At 67.2% G+C, this 17,101-nt stretch carries 23 protein-coding genes and 1 tRNA gene; 17 read left to right on the forward strand and 7 right to left on the reverse strand.

Features of this window, described 5'->3' with window-relative positions:
• Positions 1-34: 34 nt before the first annotated feature.
• Positions 35-220, reverse strand: a complete 186-nt coding sequence (locus tag PZE19_RS05820) for a hypothetical protein (protein WP_277859630.1) — start codon at positions 218-220, stop codon at positions 35-37.
• Positions 221-363: 143 nt separating this feature from the next.
• Between PZE19_RS05820 and PZE19_RS05825 the strand changes: the two genes are divergently transcribed.
• From PZE19_RS05825 to PZE19_RS05855, 7 genes are all read left to right on the forward strand, one after another.
• Entirely contained in the window at positions 364-777 is a 414-nt protein-coding gene (locus PZE19_RS05825; RefSeq protein ID WP_277859631.1) for a hypothetical protein, read from the forward strand.
• 404 nt (positions 778-1,181) lie between these two features.
• On the forward strand, positions 1,182-1,688 hold the full coding sequence (locus tag PZE19_RS05830; protein WP_368411243.1) for a hypothetical protein: 507 nt from the start codon (positions 1,182-1,184) through the stop codon (positions 1,686-1,688).
• Positions 1,689-1,909: 221 nt separating this feature from the next.
• The gene (locus PZE19_RS05835) at positions 1,910-2,524 is read left to right on the forward strand and encodes a hypothetical protein (protein WP_277859633.1); all 615 of its coding nucleotides are present in this window, start codon (positions 1,910-1,912) and stop codon (positions 2,522-2,524) included.
• Positions 2,525-2,623: 99 nt separating this feature from the next.
• Entirely contained in the window at positions 2,624-3,352 is a 729-nt protein-coding gene (locus PZE19_RS05840; RefSeq protein WP_277859634.1) for an AbiU2 domain-containing protein, read from the forward strand.
• Positions 3,353-3,454: 102 nt separating this feature from the next.
• The gene (locus PZE19_RS05845) at positions 3,455-4,177 is read left to right on the forward strand and encodes a hypothetical protein (RefSeq protein ID WP_277859635.1); all 723 of its coding nucleotides are present in this window, start codon (positions 3,455-3,457) and stop codon (positions 4,175-4,177) included.
• Positions 4,178-4,420: 243 nt separating this feature from the next.
• Positions 4,421-4,618, forward strand: coding sequence for a hypothetical protein (locus tag PZE19_RS05850; RefSeq protein ID WP_277859636.1), 198 nt, complete (start codon positions 4,421-4,423; stop codon positions 4,616-4,618).
• Positions 4,619-4,643: 25 nt separating this feature from the next.
• A complete protein-coding gene (locus tag PZE19_RS05855) occupies positions 4,644-5,516 on the forward strand; it encodes a S1 family peptidase (protein ID WP_277859637.1) in 873 nt (290 codons plus the stop codon).
• Positions 5,517-5,667: 151 nt separating this feature from the next.
• Here the strand turns inward: PZE19_RS05855 and PZE19_RS05860 are convergent, their stop codons facing one another.
• Positions 5,668-5,895, reverse strand: coding sequence for a hypothetical protein (locus PZE19_RS05860; RefSeq protein WP_277859638.1), 228 nt, complete (start codon positions 5,893-5,895; stop codon positions 5,668-5,670).
• Between the two features lie 232 nt (positions 5,896-6,127).
• Between PZE19_RS05860 and PZE19_RS05865 the strand changes: the two genes are divergently transcribed.
• From PZE19_RS05865 to PZE19_RS05895, 7 genes are all read left to right on the forward strand, one after another.
• Positions 6,128-6,331, forward strand: coding sequence for a hypothetical protein (locus tag PZE19_RS05865; RefSeq protein ID WP_277859639.1), 204 nt, complete (start codon positions 6,128-6,130; stop codon positions 6,329-6,331).
• A 23-nt stretch (positions 6,332-6,354) separates the two neighbouring features.
• On the forward strand, positions 6,355-6,600 hold the full coding sequence (locus tag PZE19_RS05870; protein WP_277859640.1) for a hypothetical protein: 246 nt from the start codon (positions 6,355-6,357) through the stop codon (positions 6,598-6,600).
• A 79-nt stretch (positions 6,601-6,679) separates the two neighbouring features.
• A complete protein-coding gene (locus PZE19_RS05875) occupies positions 6,680-6,883 on the forward strand; it encodes a hypothetical protein (protein ID WP_277859641.1) in 204 nt (67 codons plus the stop codon).
• A gap of 47 nt (positions 6,884-6,930) precedes the next feature.
• Positions 6,931-7,182 carry a hypothetical protein gene (locus PZE19_RS05880; protein ID WP_277859642.1) on the forward strand — a complete coding sequence of 84 codons (252 nt, stop codon included), beginning with the start codon at positions 6,931-6,933 and terminating at the stop codon, positions 7,180-7,182.
• A gap of 84 nt (positions 7,183-7,266) precedes the next feature.
• Positions 7,267-7,554, forward strand: coding sequence for a hypothetical protein (locus PZE19_RS05885; protein WP_277859643.1), 288 nt, complete (start codon positions 7,267-7,269; stop codon positions 7,552-7,554).
• 291 nt (positions 7,555-7,845) lie between these two features.
• Positions 7,846-8,112 carry a hypothetical protein gene (locus PZE19_RS05890; RefSeq protein ID WP_277859644.1) on the forward strand — a complete coding sequence of 89 codons (267 nt, stop codon included), beginning with the start codon at positions 7,846-7,848 and terminating at the stop codon, positions 8,110-8,112.
• Positions 8,109-8,444, forward strand: coding sequence for a hypothetical protein (locus tag PZE19_RS05895; protein ID WP_277859645.1), 336 nt, complete (start codon positions 8,109-8,111; stop codon positions 8,442-8,444). The genes PZE19_RS05890 and PZE19_RS05895 overlap by 4 nt, the downstream gene beginning before the upstream one ends.
• A 37-nt stretch (positions 8,445-8,481) precedes the next feature.
• Here the strand turns inward: PZE19_RS05895 and PZE19_RS05900 are convergent, their stop codons facing one another.
• The 3 genes from PZE19_RS05900 to PZE19_RS05910 all read right to left on the reverse strand — a co-directional run bounded on the left by PZE19_RS05900 (position 8,482) and on the right by PZE19_RS05910 (position 9,916).
• Entirely contained in the window at positions 8,482-8,790 is a 309-nt protein-coding gene (locus tag PZE19_RS05900; protein WP_277859646.1) for a hypothetical protein, read from the reverse strand.
• Positions 8,791-9,144: 354 nt separating this feature from the next.
• Positions 9,145-9,215: transfer RNA gene (locus tag PZE19_RS05905), tRNA-Gln, on the reverse strand.
• Between the two features lie 98 nt (positions 9,216-9,313).
• Positions 9,314-9,916, reverse strand: coding sequence for a LemA family protein (locus PZE19_RS05910; protein ID WP_277859647.1), 603 nt, complete (start codon positions 9,914-9,916; stop codon positions 9,314-9,316).
• 316 nt (positions 9,917-10,232) lie between these two features.
• Between PZE19_RS05910 and PZE19_RS05915 the strand changes: the two genes are divergently transcribed.
• On the forward strand, positions 10,233-11,435 hold the full coding sequence (locus PZE19_RS05915) for an alpha/beta fold hydrolase (RefSeq protein WP_277859648.1): 1,203 nt from the start codon (positions 10,233-10,235) through the stop codon (positions 11,433-11,435).
• Here the strand turns inward: PZE19_RS05915 and PZE19_RS05920 are convergent.
• Together PZE19_RS05920 and PZE19_RS05925 are read right to left on the reverse strand one after the other, a co-directional pair.
• Positions 11,418-12,029, reverse strand: a complete 612-nt coding sequence (locus PZE19_RS05920; RefSeq protein WP_277859649.1) for a phosphoesterase — start codon at positions 12,027-12,029, stop codon at positions 11,418-11,420. The genes PZE19_RS05915 and PZE19_RS05920 overlap by 18 nt on opposite strands.
• A gap of 91 nt (positions 12,030-12,120) precedes the next feature.
• Positions 12,121-14,589, reverse strand: a complete 2,469-nt coding sequence (locus PZE19_RS05925) for a DUF1549 domain-containing protein (protein ID WP_277859650.1) — start codon at positions 14,587-14,589, stop codon at positions 12,121-12,123.
• Positions 14,590-15,019: 430 nt separating this feature from the next.
• Here PZE19_RS05925 and PZE19_RS05930 point away from each other — a divergent pair, with 430 nt between their 5' ends.
• Positions 15,020-15,484, forward strand: coding sequence for a hypothetical protein (locus PZE19_RS05930; protein ID WP_277860348.1), 465 nt, complete (start codon positions 15,020-15,022; stop codon positions 15,482-15,484).
• A gap of 90 nt (positions 15,485-15,574) precedes the next feature.
• The gene (locus PZE19_RS05935) at positions 15,575-17,098 is read left to right on the forward strand and encodes a helix-turn-helix domain-containing protein (RefSeq protein ID WP_277859651.1); all 1,524 of its coding nucleotides are present in this window, start codon (positions 15,575-15,577) and stop codon (positions 17,096-17,098) included.
• Positions 17,099-17,101 lie beyond the last annotated feature (3 nt).

A 17,101-nucleotide genomic window follows, 5' to 3' on the forward strand; every position in this document is an offset into this window, starting at 1 on the left:
AGGAATGTCTTGATACCGACGACGACGGCGGGCGTCAGGATGCGTGACCGGTCCGCATGGGGGCCTGGCGGTAGGAGTCGCGGAGCCTCTCGCTCGCGACCTCGCCGGGGCGCTTCTTGGTCTTCACGGCCTCGATGCGGATCGTCTCCGCGATGTCGTCGTCGACGACCAGGTTCATCCGCGAACGGGTCGTCTCGGGCTTCGGCTTCGTCTCGGGCATCTGATCCTCCTTTCGTTGGCACAGGAGCGTTGGTGCTCATGTGCGTCTGAGCCTAAGCATAGACGCACATTGGCCACTGTGTCAACGTGCGAGTTTGCAGATTCGCGTTGACGCACACCTAACGCGTTGGGAAAATTTGGCTTATGAGCGACAACTTTTCCCGGAAATTCGTCGAGTCGGCGCGGCTCCCGAGCCGGTCGCTGACCGAGATCAAGCAAGCCGTCGAGGACGGCGTGACGCGAATCAAGCGCGTCCACGAGCCACGCGTCGGGGGCGAGGTCTTCTCGATCACCGCTCTGGTCAACTCGATTCTGACCTGGTGGGCGATGCAGCCGACCGAGGTCCAGGACCGGATCGCCCTGGACGGGGCTGACCTGTGCAATCAACTGCTGAAGGTTCCGCTCGACCAGTTGCCAGCCAGGCTCGCAACACTTCGCCTGTCCGAGGGGAGGGCGTTGACCTCGACGAACATCCCCATCCTGGAGCCGGAGCCGGTCCAGGAGACGCCTGCTCCCCGTCGGAGCGTGGAGCCCACGAAACGGCTGATCAGGCCTTGATCCGGTGCGCCGGTGCGCGTCGTTTTCATCCCCGCACGGCATTCACAAAAATAGAACGTTGGTACAGTTAGTCCATCGATTTTCCTGTACTAGTGTTCAATTTTTCCTTTATTCTTTGCGAATGCCTTTTACCCTGTTTCCCGCGCACCAGCGCACCAGAGCAGGGGGGGAGGAGACCTTGGAAGGACCTGCTGCGCAGAAATGCGCAGCAGGTCGACTGCCGAGTTCTCATCGCTCGAGGGACGTCGTATGGTCCACCTCCGAGGCGTGGACGGCCTGCTTTGCAGAAAGATCGAGCAGACTCGTCCCAGGTGTTTGCGGTGGGCGAGGAAGCCAGGCCCTGAGAAGGGCCGAGGGAGTGGCGTATGGCTCGGCTGAAGAAGTGCCCCGATTGCGGGGCCGACGTGAGCAAGAAGGCCCCGGCCTGCCCGAAGTGCGGCCGCGTCCTGCTGAAGAAGGTCGGCTGTCTCGGGAAGATCGTCCGGCTGTGCCTGACGCTGGGCCTGCTGCTCGTTGTAGTGGTCGTCGCGGGTACGATCTTGGCACCGCGTCGTCCCGAGGGCGAACGACCGGTAGACGTCCGCCGCGCCCCAGTGTCGCCCGAAGGGCCGTACGAGCGAGAGGCGGTGGACGACCTCCCCGCTTACCGCGTGGTCAAGGTCATCACGAACGCTGTCGTCGGTCGATCCAGCGACGTGATCGTGCCGTCCCTGTCCCCGAAGACCCCGAAGACCGAGCGCGAATCCATCGCCAGAGCGATCGCTCAGAAGGAACGGCTCGACGAAGCCTGGTTCTACTCGACGGAGGAAGCGGCGCGGGCCAACAAGTCCGCCTCCTTCGCCGAGGAACATCCCGATGCCATGAAACGGGGGTATCTCGGGTCCCTCGATCATGGACAGTTCAGAGAGTGATTTGTTCCATCAACGTTACCCTCCGCGGCTGGCGGGTTCATTCTGCCAGGTGCACGGCTCACACTGCCCAAGCCCGGCAGCAGGCTTAACAGGGAGAGATGGTCGAAATGACGGCCGGTCGATCCGACGACAATGAAGATCGGAGATACTTTCGCACTGCTGACCTCCTGGCCGATCCTGCGTACGTCATCCGTGCCCTTCTCGCGAGTGTCTTCGTAGGGATGATTCTGCTGGTCATGTGGAAGACGCCCGTGCCCCCGGCGGAGTTCCCCGCCTTGGCGGCCGAGCTCCATCGCGCAAAGTCGCTAGCTGAGGGGCGGGCGCGTGCGTCGCGGGAATTGGTCTGGGAGCTCAATCAAGACGGCATAGAGCGCGAGGGACGTAGGCTCTACGACGATGCAAAAGTGGATTACGACGAATGCATAGCTTATTTGAAGTCGGCCCTTATCCGCGGCTTCAACGGCGAAGACCAGCGGGTACTAAGAGGGAAGTTGGAAAAGGCCGAGGATCGGGCTTCTCGGTTCCTTCGTTGGTGTGATTCGCTCTTGGATAGGACCATGTTTGGCACAGACATTGGAGACATGGCCAGCCTGCTCCTGGACCTGACCAAGTGGTGGGCTTCAACGAACGAAGCTGCGATCCAGAAGCTGGCCGATGAGGTCGAATTGTGTCGGTGGAAGTCATGGGAGGAACTCATCGGTGAGGGGTCTGATCCAACTCGGTCTCGCGATGAGGGTTTGAAGCCCGCGCCCGGTTCGATCTTGAAGCTTTCTCGGCCCGGGGCGGAGCCCGGCCCGTATCCCGTGGACGACAATCCAGCTCTGCCTGACAAGTGAGGCAACAGGCTAAGCGCGGTCGATCGTGGTCGACTCGATGAGGGAAACGGTGGGCATTGGTTCGCGCAGCAGGCTGCCCGGCTGCAAAAGGAGACGCGCATGGTCGAACCTGAAGGGGCGGCACCCGCTCCAAGAGGTCCAGTGGTCGTCGAGACGTATCACGCGCTCGTGAGGCAGGTCGCGCGGGCCCGGGGCCTGGTCAAGCTCCTGGACGAACTCTTCGTCGGCCGCGATAGGGTTGCCCTCTGGAACGACCTGGCGCCGAACGCGATGGCGATGGTCCAGCAGGCGATGATCAACCAGGCCCTCCTGGGCCTCAGCAAGGTCTACGACTCGGCCTGGCTGGACAAGAAGAGGCGGAATAAGGCCCGCTGCACGCTGGAACGCCTGGCGGAGCTGGTCGAGGCCGACGGCCGCTGGGAGCTGGGGGGGCGGATTCGCACCGCGGTCGCGGAGCGCGAGGAGGACGTCGGGAAGCTCCGGGCGATCAGGCACGCGCACCTCGCCCATGCCGACTTTGTCGCCCACACCGAGGGCGACGGGCGATGGAGATTGCAACGCGACGTCTTCAGCCGGCTGGAAGACGCCGCGGGGTGGATCCTCCTGGACGTCCAGGGGGCTTACGGCATCGGTAGGACCTTCGACCCCGGCAGCAAGCGCTCGACGGCCCCGGGCGAGACCTTGGCTCAGCGTCCGGCCTCGAACTTCGCGCGGCTGATCGCGCTGCTGGAGGACGTACGAGCGGGCCGGCCGGCCCGATGGCCGGGGCCGATCATGGAAGTGCAGACGGACGAGGCGAAAGATTCCGGCGGCGTCCCCGGCGACTGATCTTAGCCATGACTCCAGTCGCGTACGAACGCGATTCGGCGTGCGGCTGATGAAATCCTGAAATGCAGTTGTGTTTAGCACGAGCCGGAGAGAAAAAGGCCAATGGATAAACCAGACGAGGTTTCACCTGATGAAAAACCGAGGTTCGATACTCGAGCATCGGTCAGGGAGAGGTACTACGCGCTCAATGAGCAAATCAGACAATTACGCGAGTTGATGTTTATACTAAGGCAAACTTACGGTGATCCTTCGACCTTGGAGTTATGGCGAAGGCTCGCGCCTTACTCAATGGTTTTATTACAAAGATTCTTGTATAAACAACTTATTCTAAGCGCTTGTACGATCTGTGATGTCGCTTGGTGGAATGAAAAAAAGGGGATCGCGAACTGCACGCTCGCCCAGTTGGCAGACGCCATCGGCAAGGACGGCGAGGAAGAACTCAAGCTGGAATTCCATCGTAAGCTGACGCTCATCGAGGACGTCCGCGAACGAATTTTCACGGCAAGGCACAAATCCATCGCTCACAATGACTACGAGACGATCGTCGGCAGAGTCCAGACCCCCAAGATTTTCGTCGAAGACGTCAACGAGTTCGTGAAGCAAGCAAGAATAATGTTGGAGGATGTTCGCTCCGCGTATGGATTTGGTCCTACGTTTCCTCCTCCGGAGATGTCGTTCGAGGGCGAACACCAGGGAAGTCCGCTCGAGCCGGTGGACGGTGGTTTAGTCCAACTCATCACCCTCTTGAAGAGGATCGAAGGGGGTCACCCTGTGGAGTGGCCGAAAAGTCCTCCCATGTTTCTGATTGAGGACCCTGGAGTCTGAAGCTTGAATCGAGAGGGCTCGTGAGTCCACGGCGATCGACTACATCGGGCCGCACTCTACTACGCTCAGTCGCTCGGTGCGCGGCGAGCCACGATCCGCAGGGACTTGGGGCCCGTTTCCCACGCCACGCTGGCGCTGTTGAACGAGCTGGTCGAGCGCGTGGACTGGCGGCGGCGGGGGAGGGAGGGCCGTGACGGACCGGATCGAAGGCGCGGCGACGGCCCACCTCGTCGTCGAGGCGGAGTGCGGCGACGGTCCCCCTACGCGCGGGTCGCGGAGAGGGAGGCGCTCGTCGAGCATGGCGGCGGCGAGGCCTGGAAGGTCGAGATCGAGGAGGCGCCGCCCCGGCCGGGCGACCCGCCCGGCATGCTGCGGCTCAAGGCCCGCGGCCCGGCGGAGGTCCTGGTCCGGGTCCGCGACGCCCTCGCGGCCGAAGGTTGAACGCCAATGATAAGGATGCGAGATCATGCGCGAGCTGTTGTTGAGCGAAGCCCTGGCCTATGCGACGGTGAGGATCGAGTGCCAGACGCCCGCTGGCCTATCCACCGGGACGGGATTCTATTTCCGGTTTTGTTCCGATGGCGCGACGGGCTGGCCGGCCATCGTCACGAATCGACACGTAGTCAAGGGGGCGACGACGGGGCATCTTCAGATCCACATCCGGGAGGTCGAAGGTGTCGGACGCCCGGAGAAGAGCATCCAGTTCGAGCTCCTGGATTTCGAAAACAGCTGGATCGGACATCCCGACCCGGCCGTCGACTTGTGCATGATGTTGATCGGTCCTCTGATCCATGCCGTAAAAAGCTTGGGCTGGAAAATGTACTTGCAACCTTTGACGCCCGACCTGATCCCGAGCGATTCCGAGCTGGACGAGGTCGGGGCGGTCGAAGACATCCTGATGGTCGGCTATCCAAATGGCCTATGGGATACGCATAACAATATGCCGTTATTCCGAAGAGGTATCACGGCTTCGCATCCCAACCTCGACTACTGCGGACAGCATGAGTTTCTGATCGATGCAGCCTGCTTCCCGGGATCGAGCGGCTCGCCCGTGTTCTTGTATAACTCGGGCGCTTTCCACCAGGGAGGCGAGTTGCGATTCGGCGCGAGGGCGAAACTTCTCGGGGTTTTGTACGAGGGACCTACTCAGAAAATCTACGGCGATCTCGTGCCCCTGAGCGTGGAGGGGCCGCCCAAACTTATGGCGGTCTCGCGGATGCTGATCAACCTCGGGCACGTGATCAAGTCTCATAGGCTTCTGGAATTCGAACCCCTGATCCGGTCGCAATCCGCCGCGCCATCCCCGCTCGAAGCCACCGACGGTTCATCCGGCGCATGAAAAAACGCCGCACCCCTCGCGGAGGGTGCGGCGTTCATTGTCCGCGCGGCCTAATGTCTCGTCGTGATCGAGCCTCCGCTCGGCCCCGGGCTCGACCCACACGTGGGCAGGCCCCCCGCGCGACGTCGTGGGGCCCACCTGGCCCCTCGATTCAGTTCGCGAACGCCGCGAAGGCGTCCTGGAATCGCTCGATCATCTCGGGCGGCCCGTCGAACTCGATCGCTGGGCCCTTGCCGGCCCAATCGTGGGCCTGGACCCTGAGCTTCAGCGCCTCGCGGCCGAAGAGCCCGAAGGCGACCCCCCTGAGGAAGACGTCGGCCAGGCGGTCGGTGTCGTCGTCCGTCCGGATTTCGAGGATCTCGCCGTTCACGTCCGCCATGGGTTCTTTCTCCTGGATGAGGCCCATCCGGCCCCGACGCGGCTTCGACGCTCGAGGCTCGTTCGCTCGCCCCGGGACGACCCCGCGGCCCACATAGGTAAGTATGTCCATCGCATGCACTTTGGAAATTCCGTGGACGCGATTACCGCGTAGGCCGCAGATCCTCGGCGATCTTGCATCCACGCCGTCTTCGTGGTGTACTGGTGAGCGCCCGAACGGGCGGGAGGCGACGATGGCGGAGCGGAAGTCGCGGAAGGGGCCGGCGGGTTCGACGCCGGCGGCGGACCGGGGACCGACGTGGGTCCGACTGCAATTCACCCCGGCGGACCATCGCCGGGTCCGGGTCGCGGCGGCGAGCCGCGGGCTGAGCATGACGGCGTTCGCCCGCGACGTGGTCCTGGAGGCCGTCGAGAGGCCGACGCCCGGCGGCCGATGACGGACGAGACGGGATTGACCGCCGTGGCCCACATCGCGGCCGAGTCGGACGTAGGCGGCGTCCCCGACGCCGAGGTCGCGGAACGTGAGCTGCGTGCGCTGCTCGCCGAGCACGCCGGCGCTGAGGCCTGGAAGGTCGAGATCGAGGAGGCGCCGCCCCGGCCGGGCGACCCGCCCGGGATGCTTCGGTTCAAGCTGCGCGGCCCGGCGGAGGCCCTGTTCCGGTTCCGCGACTCTCGCGCGGCTGAGGGGGGGGCGGGCAAGCCGTGAGGATGACGGAGGCGGCTCGGCGTCGAGCCGCCGTCGAGGTCACGCGACGCGACGGCGCGTCGACGGAAGGAGGCTCGCGATGACGGGGTCGATGCACCGGGCGGGCCGGTCGGCGACGACGCGGAGGTTGAGCGTGGACGTCCACGAGGACGCGTTCATCAGGCTCCACGTCCACTGCGTGCATTCGGGCAGGAGCCCCGGCCAGGTCGTCGCCGAGGCGATCGACGCGTACTGCCGGGATTTCCCCATCGTGCCCGGGGATCGGCCCCGGGAAGACGACTGATCCAGGGGCCTCGACGTCGGCCCGCCGCCCGACGAAGGACTCGTGAGATGACCATCAAGCGGAGGGACGTCAGCCGGATGTTCCTGGCCATCGACCCGCGGGGCGAAGAGTATATCGTCTACGAGGTGGTCGAGGTCGTCGACGCCTCGGCCCCGGAGGAGCCGGACGGCGAGGCGTGGGGGGAGAAGGGGTACCGGACCCAGGAGGGGCGGGCGGTGGACCGCCTGGGGAAGGGGAGATACCGGCTCCTCGGCCGCCCCGCGGTCCTGCTGGCGTCGGACGACCCGGATGCGCCGTGAACCGTGGAGCGGCGCCGGCGATCATGCTCGGTCGAGCGCCGCACGAGCCGTGCGGCGCCCAGGCACGGCCCCGGAGGCGTTGCGATGGCTTTGCAGACGCTCGCCGAATCCACCCTCATCGACCTGGCGGTCGTCCTCCGCCACCTGGGGACGACCCCCGGCGGGATCCCGCCGGCGGTCCGGGACGCGTGCCGTCGGCTCGGCCGCCTGTCCCTGGCCGAATCCCGGGACGTCCCGGAGCGGGCGGCCTGGTGCGAGAAGTGCGGCCGGCTGCGGGGTTGGGAAGCGATCCTGATCGACACCGAGACCCGGGAATGCGTCGCCTGGGGGCTGAGGCGGTGCCCGAACGGCTGCGGCGCGGACGGGCCGTGAGGGTCTCGAACTCGGCGCAGACCCGCCGATCGCGCTCGGGCCGACGCTGGCCGTCGACGCGGGCCACCTGACGGCGTCGACGACCACGCCGGCGAGATCGTCGAATTCGAATCGGTCTGCACGGCGGCGGACGGTGAACCGGTCGCGACGATGCGTACCATGCGCTTCGGCTTAGAGGCATGGAGGCTCGAGGCGGAACTGACGGGCCCGCCGTCGTCCAGGCCGGCCGATCGGCCCACGTCGGGCGGGCAAGGCCCGGCATGGGCCCCCAGGGGCGGGAGGCGACGCTCGATGACCGACGAGACGCCCGGGCTGGAGGAGGTCGAGGACGGCTTCGAGCCGTGGACTCCCGACACGGTAGTCGAGCGGATCGAGGGCGGCGGGATCGCGCTCTCGTTGAAGAAGGGTCGACGGACCGACCGCATCGTCCTCACGGCCTTCGAGGCCCAGGCGCTCGTCTGGGCGATCGAGGCGATCGTCCGCGCGATCGACGCCGAGGAGCGGGCCGCGACCCGCGCGAAGCCGCGGACCTCGTCCGAAGACGGCGGCGGCCGATGAAGCCGGTGCGGATCGAGGTCGCGACGCCGGGCTACGGCTCCCTGGACGTCGAACACCATCCCCAGATGGTCTGCATCCGGTGCCGACTCGGGGCCGTCGCGTTCGACCTGTCGCTCCGCCCCGAGGCCGCCGCGCGGGCCGGCCGACACCTGCAGGATCGGGGCGAGTTCCCCGCCTGCATGGGCCCGGATTTCGTGGTCGACCTGTTCGTCCCCTCGGACGTCGCCCGCATGCTGGGCCTGGCCCTGCTGACGCGGCCGGCGTGGTGCGATCCGCCGGGAGGTCGTGAGGCCGAGTCCCCACCGAGGCGACGACGGCCTCGTAAGAAATGAACCGCACGCCCCGGCCCGGCCCCGATCGGGCCGGCTCTCAACCCGCCGTGGACGGGCTGTCGTCGAACTTGCTCCAACCCTGGACCAGCCACTCGAGATCCAGGGGCGGCAGCCGTCTCTCGGCCGCGTGGGCCGGGGCGGGCGTCGTCGTCGGCTCGACGAACAGCACCATCGGGGTGGCGATCCAGATCGTGGCGGCGCGGGTCCAGGCGCCCAGCGCCGGCCGGGCCTCGAGCAGCTCGGCCTCTCGTGCGGCCGGCGCGATGACGACGTCGAGCTCGACGACCCGGCCGGCGATGAGTCTCCGCATCCGCACCACTTCGGCGATCACCCGTCGATCCGACATCGCCTCGCCCTCCGACCGTCCCTTCGACCGCTGCCCGACATACTGACTGGATGTACATTACATCTTCATGAAAAGGGTCGGCAATGGCCGACCGATCATTTTCGGAGAGGTCGCCCGTCAAGGCGGGTCGCTCCGCCTGACTAATCAGAGACTGTTGATATTGATGAACGCCGTGCGCTGCTTTAGCGCTGCTGGCGTAATGCCGCCGTACGCACTCAGGTGCAGCTTCACGCACTCGATGGCGTCGATCGGTCGCCGGTCTCGCCAGGGATGGCGTAGGCCTGAAAGCGATTCGGCCGTCGCAAGTCGTCTTGGAGTCAGGACTTGCGGCGGCCGTTGCGGGTTTCGAGTGAGCTGGGGATCTAGGATTCGAACCTAGACTAACTGATCCAGAGTCAGCCGTGCTACCGTTACACCAATCCCCAAAGCGGCGGGAGCGGGTCGGTCTCGACCCGTCTCCAGGCATGATAAAGGTCTCGGCCCGCTTGTGCAAGAGAGCTTGGCCGGCCCCTCGGTCGCAACGTCAGAATCGGACGCCGGGGGTCTCGCGTTCCTTCTCGGAGGTCAGTTCGAAGAGCTGGGCGGGGGCGAAGCCCATCGCGTTGGCGACGAGGTTGGAGGGGAAGCTCTCGCGGGTCGTGTTGTACTGCTGGACGGTGTTGTTGAAGACCTGGCGGGATGAGGCGATCAGGTTCTCGGTGCTGCTCAGCTCTTGCTGGAGGGCCAGCATGTTCTGGTTCGCCTTGAGGTCGGGGTAGGCCTCGGCGACGGCGAAGAGGCGGCCGAGGACGCCGTTGAGCTGGGTCTCGGCGGCGGCCAGGCCGGCCATCGACGAGGGGTCGCCGGGGTTGGCGGCGGCCGTCCGGCTCGCGGCCAGGGCCGAGTTGCGGGCCTGCACGACGGCTTCGAGGGTCTGCCGTTCGTGGTTCAGGTAGCCCTTCGCGGTCTCGATCAGGTTGGGGATCAGGTCGTACCGCCGCTTGAGCTGGACGTCGATCTGGCTGAACGCCGCCTTGTAGCGGTTGCGGAGGGCGACCAGGCTGTTGAACGCCATCGCGATCCAGCCCAGGACCGCCACCACGACGACGGCCACCACCACGAGGACGCCCGTAATTCCCGAAAACATGGCTGCCTTCCCCCGTTCGCGACCCGCCGGCGCTGCGAAACGACTCGATCACGGCCTCGAACGGCCGCGTTGCTAACGATCTTGCGGCCCGCGCAGGGCCCGTTCAAGACGGAAGTTCGCTGGGACGGGCGGATTATGGGACGGGCGTCCCGATTTCCCGCAAAGGCCGAGCGGCCTCCGAGGAATTCGCGCTTCCTCCGGCGCGGGGCGAACTTCCGCGCATGCTCGCGTTCCCGGCGGCGGCCGCGTCGATTAGAATCTCGCCCGCGGTCGGGAAGACCGCGAATCAGTCGCTGGCGGAAGGACTCCGAAACGCATGCACCGACTGTCCCGCAGGGAGTGGACGGCCGCGGCCCTGGGCATCGGCCTTTCGGGGCTGTCCGGTTGCGCCGCGATGCGTCGGAACGCACTGTCTCCCGACCTCCGCCCCTGCACCGACGAGTACGCCTACACGAAGGACGGCTGGCGGCTGGGGGTTCGGCGCTATCGGCCCGACCGCCCCGAGCCGGGCAAGCTGCCGGTGGTCCTCTGCCACGGCCTCGGGCTCAACGCCACCTTCTGGACGATCACCGACGATCACCTTCCCGGCCGCCTCGCGGCCGGCGGCTACGACGTCTTCCTGTTCGACCTCCGCGCGTCCGGCGAAAACGCCCGGCTGGGCTCGTGCGACGTCATGAACAGGTTCCTGCGCGGGACGCCCTTCCCGGAGCGCGGCGAGTCGAACTGGACGCTCGACGACGTCGTCCGCTTCGACATGCCGGCGATCCTGGACCACGTCGAGCGCGAGACGGGGCGTCGCCAGGTCAACTGGATCGGACACAGCCTGGGGGGGATGGTCGTATTCCCCTTCGAGCAGCTCAGTCTCGAGCCTTACCGGATCGCCAACTTCGTGGGGATGGGGAGCACGATCGTCCAGGCGACGACGCCGCAGAAGGCGATGCTCCGGGCCAACTCGGGGATCCGGACGCTGCTCAACGTCGCCAGCGCGGGCAGGCTGGGGAGGCCGCTGGCCTTCTTCCACATGCCGGGCATGGCCAAGATCGACCGCTTCTACTACACGGCCGAGAACGTCGATCGCCGGACGGTCTCGCGGTTCTACGGCTACACCCTGGAAGACCCCGGCCCCGGGGCGCTCCGCCAGCTCGCCCCCTACCTGCGAGACGGCCACCTGCTCTCGGCGGACGAGCGGATCGACTACGTCGACCACCTGCCGGAAGTCGTCGTCCCCACGCTGATGATCGCCGGCGACACCGACCTGATCTCGGACGTGCCGTCCACCCAGACGACCTTCGACCGACTGGGCAGCCCCGACAAGACCCTGCTCATCTTCGGCGAGGCGCAGGGGAGCCTCGGCCGTTACGGCCATTGCGACCTCGTCTGGAGCCGCAACGCCCCCCACGAGGTCTTTCCCGCCATCATCCGGTGGCTCGACGCCCGCCAGCCCGGTCCGCCGCCGAGCCCGCAGGTCGAGGCCACCCCCCAGGCCTCGGTCGACGTCCGCTCAAGCCTGCCGGAGTAGCTCGTCGATGCAGAACTGCGACCAGGTCTCGAAATCGCCGCGCGCCGCCGAAAGCTCCGCGATCGGCGTGAAGCCGCAGTCGGCGAGGCCCAGCTCGCGAGCCGTGACGAGCGGCCGATCCAGGTCATAGATGTGGACGACGCCCAGGTGGACCGAGCCCACGGGCGTCGAGTCGTCGTTGATCAGGCCCGCGAGCCGGAGGACGCCCGGGCCCTGGATGTCGACCTCCTCGGCCAGCTCGCGACGCATGGCCGTGTCGTACGCCTCGAAGCCGCAACGGCCCTCGGCGTCGGCCTCGTCGACGTGCCCGCCCACGCCCAGCGAGCGCTTACGGTGCAGGCGAGCCTCGCCCTGCGAGCCGCCGCGGGTGTAGCAGAAGACCTCGTCGCCGGCGCGAAGGACGACGTAGGGGATGATCTGCTTGAGGCTCGGGTCGTCCTCGACCTCCGAGCGCGGCCGGAACGCGGTGTTCTCGGGGCGGAGCAGGGCGGCGAGATATCGATCGCCATCGACGTGGAAGCCCTGGAATCGCCCCAGGCGATCGAACTCGGCGGCGGGGACGACCAGGACGCGTTCGTTCGAAGACGCACTCACGGCGGGAGCCTCGCGATCGGGACGGTCGGGTACGCGATCCGAGGGTAATCTATCATCTTCCGCCGAGAGTGCGGTCGGCCGCCGCCGATCGTCAATGCCGGAAGAGGAACTCCTTGGAGTTGATCAGGACCCAGGCCAGGTCCTCGACGGCCGGGCGGAGGTCCTTGGCGCCCTTCAGGTGCTTGACGGCCGCCTCCATCTCGGCGGGCGTCGGCGTCCGGCTGAAGGCGATCATGTAGAGGTCCTCGGTGATCGCCTCGGGGGGCTTGCCGCTCTTGGCCAGGCCGGCGATCCGGCCGGCGTCGCTGCGGAGCTTGTTGTTGACCGTCGCCCCGCCGATGAGCTGCAGCGCCTGCGAGAGGTTCGAGTCGCTCTCGCGCTCGCATTCGCAGGCCAGCTCGCGCGCCGGCCGGCCGAAGGTCTTCAGGAACGGGTCGTCCATCTTGCCGTCGGGAAGCTGGATGGCGTGGGCGGCGGCCGGGAGGCCCGCGAAGGCGTTGGGAGAGCCCGTGACGTCGCAGATGGCGTCGAGCAGGACCTCGGCGGGCAACAGCTTGGTCGTCGCGTGCGAGAAGTAGACCGCGTCGTCGACGTTCAGCTTGTTGGTCGTCGCGGAGAGCTGGTACGTCCGGCTCTGGAGGACGGTCCGGATCAGCGACTTCAGGTTGTAGCCGCCGGCCACGAAGTCTCTGGTCAGGCCGTCGAGAAGCTCGTCGTTCGAAGCCGGGTTCGAGTCCCGGAAGTCGTCGACCGGCTCCACGATCCCCCGGCCCATCAGGTGGTACCAGACGCGGTTGACCAGGCTCTTGCCGAAGAACGGGTTCTCCTTCGACGTCAGCCAGGATGCCAGCCGGGCGCGGCGGTCGACCGCGGCGTCTTCCAGTTTCGGCCCGCCCAGCGCCTTCGGCGGCATGACCTTGCCGGTCCGGGGCTGCTTCACCTCGCCGCCGCCGGTCGCATAGACGACCTCCTCGCCGGGGAGGGCGCCCGGCTTGCGGCCGACCTGCGAGAAGAACGCGGCGAAGCCGTAGTAGTCGTCCTGCGTCCAGCGCTCGAAGGGGTGGTTGTGGCACTTGGCGCACTGGATCCGCACGCCCAGGAAGAGCTGGGCCGTGGTCTCGGTCGAGGTCTCGGGGTCGCGGCTGATCCGGTAGTAGTTGGTGGCCGGGTTGGAGAACGTCGACCCGTCCGACGCCAGCAGGTTGCGGACGAACTGGTCCATCGGCATCCCCGATTCGAGGGCCGAGCGGATCCAGCGATGGAAGACGTAAGCCCCCTTGGGCTCGATCAGGCGTCCGTTCGAGCGGAGGACGTCCGCGAATTTGAGCGCCCAGAAGTCGTAGAACTCGGGCCGCTCCAGCAGCGCGTCGATGACCTTGGCGCGGCGATCGGCGGGGCTGTCCTTGAGGAAGGCGTCGACCTCCTCGGGGCGGGGCAGGGCGCCGATGACGTCGAGGTAGGCGCGGCGGATGAATTCGGCGTCGGAGCACGCTTCGGACGGGGCGATCCGCATCCGGTTGAGCTTCGTGTACACCGCCCGGTCGACCGGATTGTCCTGGGGGACGTCGACGGCCGTGAAGCCGGGGACGTCGACCAGGTGCGTCAGCCGGACGTTCGCCACCAGGCTGAGGAAGTGGGCGATGATCGCGACCTCGCCGCGGTTCTTGAAGGTCACGTAGCCGGTGGAGTCCACCTCGGCGACGTCGGGGCTCGACGAGTCGTAATAGCAGATCGACGAGACGTCCTTGCGGGTGCCGTCGGCCAGGGTCAGCATGACCACGAGCTGCTGCGTCTTCGCCGGGGCGTTCAGCACGCGGGCGCCGGGGAGGATCTCGAGCTTCACGGCCTCGACGGCCGCCGGATCGTCGTGGGCGCCCTCGGCGATCCAGTCGCGGATGTACTCGAAGGCCTTCGAGTCGCGCTTCAGGCGGATGCCGCCCTCGTGGGGCGATTCGCCCAGGGGCTTGCGGAGGATGACGCTGGCGTCGGCGTTGAGCGTGTTGATGCGACGGCCGCCGGACTCGCGGCTGAGGGTGAGGAAATCCTGGTCGGGCAGATAGCCGCGGAGGCTGAGCTTCAGCCCCCCCTTGCCGGTGGGGGTGCCGTGGCAGGCCCCCATGTTGCAGCTCGCCTGGCTCAGGGCCGGCACGACGTCGCGGCGGAAGCTGACCGGCGCCGGGTTCGCCATACCTTCGACCTTGACGGTCGTCGAGACCTCGACGCTCCCCTTGCGGGCCGTGAGGACCACCGTGCCGTCGGCCTTTGGCGTGGCCAGGCCGGTCGGCGAAACGACCGCGACGTTGGGGTCGGCGCTCGACCATTCGAGGGCCCGCGTCAGGTCGCGGACGTTGCCGTCCGGATAGGTCGCCGTGACGATGAGACGAGCGTTCGCACGACGGCCCGCGAGGACCGGGCTAGCCGGGCTGATCTCGACCGAGGCCGGCGTGCCGACGAGGTCGACGGCCGCGTCCTCGCCCCGCGAGCTTGCGGTCGGCGCGGCGAAAAGCGCGGCCAGCAGGACCAAGCTGCCGCGGAAGTCGGGGCCTCGGCGTCCACTCATGGGGTCGTTCCTCGCGATCGGGGCGGGAAGGTGGGAACCGTCGGCGGGGGGGCCGGCGTCCAAGGCGTCGGACGACGTTTTGACGTCGCGCCTCCACCAATCTTACGGCAATTGTTTAACAAGCTAGCCGATCCGCCGGGATTTATCAAGCGCCTGTGTGCAATCGATGTCGAGGGCCGGAAACGGGGGACTTGCGACCAAGGTCCGAATTCTTACAATAAAGGGTCAAGAATCCGCGCCGGCCGTCAGCATCTCTCGTCGCGCCGGCGCCGCCGGCCGCATTCCGTGGTTCGAAGCGTCGAATCTCCCGAAAAGCGTGTGATAGACTGAAGTCGAAAGTCCAGCGGCGTGCGCGGGGAAAATCCCGCGCGACGTCGGGGTCGGCGCTTGGGACGAGGGCCGGCCGAGGTTCTCAAGGAGGGGGAGCGTGATGAGGTTTCGCGACTGGAACGGGGTGGCGCGATACGGTCTTCCCGGGCTGATCCTGGGCGTCGTGGTCTCGTGGGTCGGGGGGGCGCAGGCGCCGCAGTCGACGGCCCAGACGACGGGCGAGGCGCCGCTCCAGGCCGCTCCGCCCCGGGCCGTCGAGCCGGGACGGGCTTCGGCCATGCGGCCGGCGGCCTCGGCCGAGGCGGGGGGGACGCTGGCCTTCGTCACGTCCCCCCCGGGCATGCAGGGTCAGTGGCTCTTCCTGATCGACTCGAAGACGCAGGCGTTGGCCGTCTATCGGTTCGACCCCTCGAACCCCAAGGGGTCGCTGAAGCTCGAAGCCGCTCGTCAGTATGAGTGGGACCTCAAGCTGGAACAGTACAACAACCAGGCGCCGGAGCCGGCCGCCATCGAGGCGACCGTGAAGGCGTCGTCGCAGCCCGGACGAACCCCGAAGGACCGCTAGGCGGGCGCGAATCGGCCGCGGTCCTCGGCCCACTTGGAATCGACCCACCCACGGCCCCCCCGGGCCGATTTGATCGCGAGGACCCTGTCCATGGCTCAGTTCTACACGCTTGAAGAAGCCGCCCGCGTCCTGGGGATGAGTCCTGAGGAGCTGAAGGCGAAGGCGCAGCAGCGCGAGGTCCGGGCCTTCCTCGACGGCGGCACCTGGCGGTTCCGGGTGGTCGACGTCGACGAGCTGGCCCGCCGCCACGGCCTCGGCAGCGACGCCGAGCTGCGGCTCTCCGACCTCGAGGTCCCCGCCGCCAGCGCCGGCGACCTCGACGAACTCGACCTGTCCGAGTTCCAGCTCGGCGTGGCCAAGCCCGACCTCGGCAACGAGACCATGCAGTTCGGCGCCACCGGCCGCGGGGCCGACGAGGGCTCCGAGCACGACCTGATGATCGACGACCTCTCCGTCCCGCCCAACCCCGTGACCGGCTCCAGCTCGGTGATCATCGGCATGTCCTCGGGCGGCAAGCGGCCCAGCGACTCCGACGTCCGGCTCGTCCCCGACAACCTCAAGGGCGCCAGCGACTCCGACGTCCGCCTGGCCGCGCCGATCGGCCGCGTCCCCAGCGATTCCGACGTCACGCTGATCAAGGACGACACCTCCGAGCACGGCCTGCTCGCCGGCGCCGGCGCGTCCGACAGCTCGGTCCGCCCCGGATCCCTGCTGGGCTCCTCGGCCGAGGTCCCCGCCGCGGGCTCGTCCGACAGCGATTTCGAGCTGAACCCTTCGAGCGAGCTGGTCGACGCCCTCCAGCCCGAGTCCGGCAGCGACTTCGAGCTGAGCGCTCTCGACGCCAGCGACGAGTTCGAGGCCACCCCGCTCAAGCCCAGCGACTCCGACGTCACGGCCGCCGACCCCAACCTCTCGGGCATCAACCTTTCGCGGCCCAGCGACTCGGGCATCAACCTGCTGGGCTCCTTCAACGGCGGCGGGGCCGAGTCGATCGAGCTCGCCCCCCTGAGCGACGAGGAAGTGCCCAGCCGCAAGGGCGCCAAGCCGCCCGCCGCGGCCCCGGCGAAGCCCAAGGCTTCGCTGTCCGCGACGCCGCCGCCGGCCGTCAAGAAGGGCGAGAAGGACATCTTCGACGACACCGACTTCGAGGTCGACGCCGCCCTCGACGACGAGTCGGACGACAAGACCGTCCAGCTCAACGCCGGCAGCGACTTCGACCTCGAGGACAGCGACAGCGCCTCGGAAGTCTTCGCCATCGACGAGGAAGACGTCGACATCAACGCCGCCACCGCCATGGCCCCGTCGGGCATCACCGACGATGACGACGACGACGAGGACGACGGCTTCGACGACGCCGTCTCCAGCGAGATGGCCACCGCCTGGGCCTCCGACGACTCGCCGACCAGCTCGGCCTCGACGCCCGGCGTGGTGATCTCGCGCGAGGCCGCCGTCGACTGGGACGGCCTCTCGGTCGGCCTGCTCGCGGTCGCCAGCCTGTTCATCTTCCTCTCGTCGTTCCTGGCGTTCGACCTGGTCCGCAACCTCTACGACTTCCACGAGGGCGGCCCCGCCTCCGGCCTCGTCAAGTCGATCTCGGGCCTCTTCTTCAGCTGATCG

The sequence above is a fragment of the Paludisphaera mucosa genome (assembly GCF_029589435.1).
Taxonomy (GTDB): domain Bacteria; phylum Planctomycetota; class Planctomycetia; order Isosphaerales; family Isosphaeraceae; genus Paludisphaera; species Paludisphaera mucosa.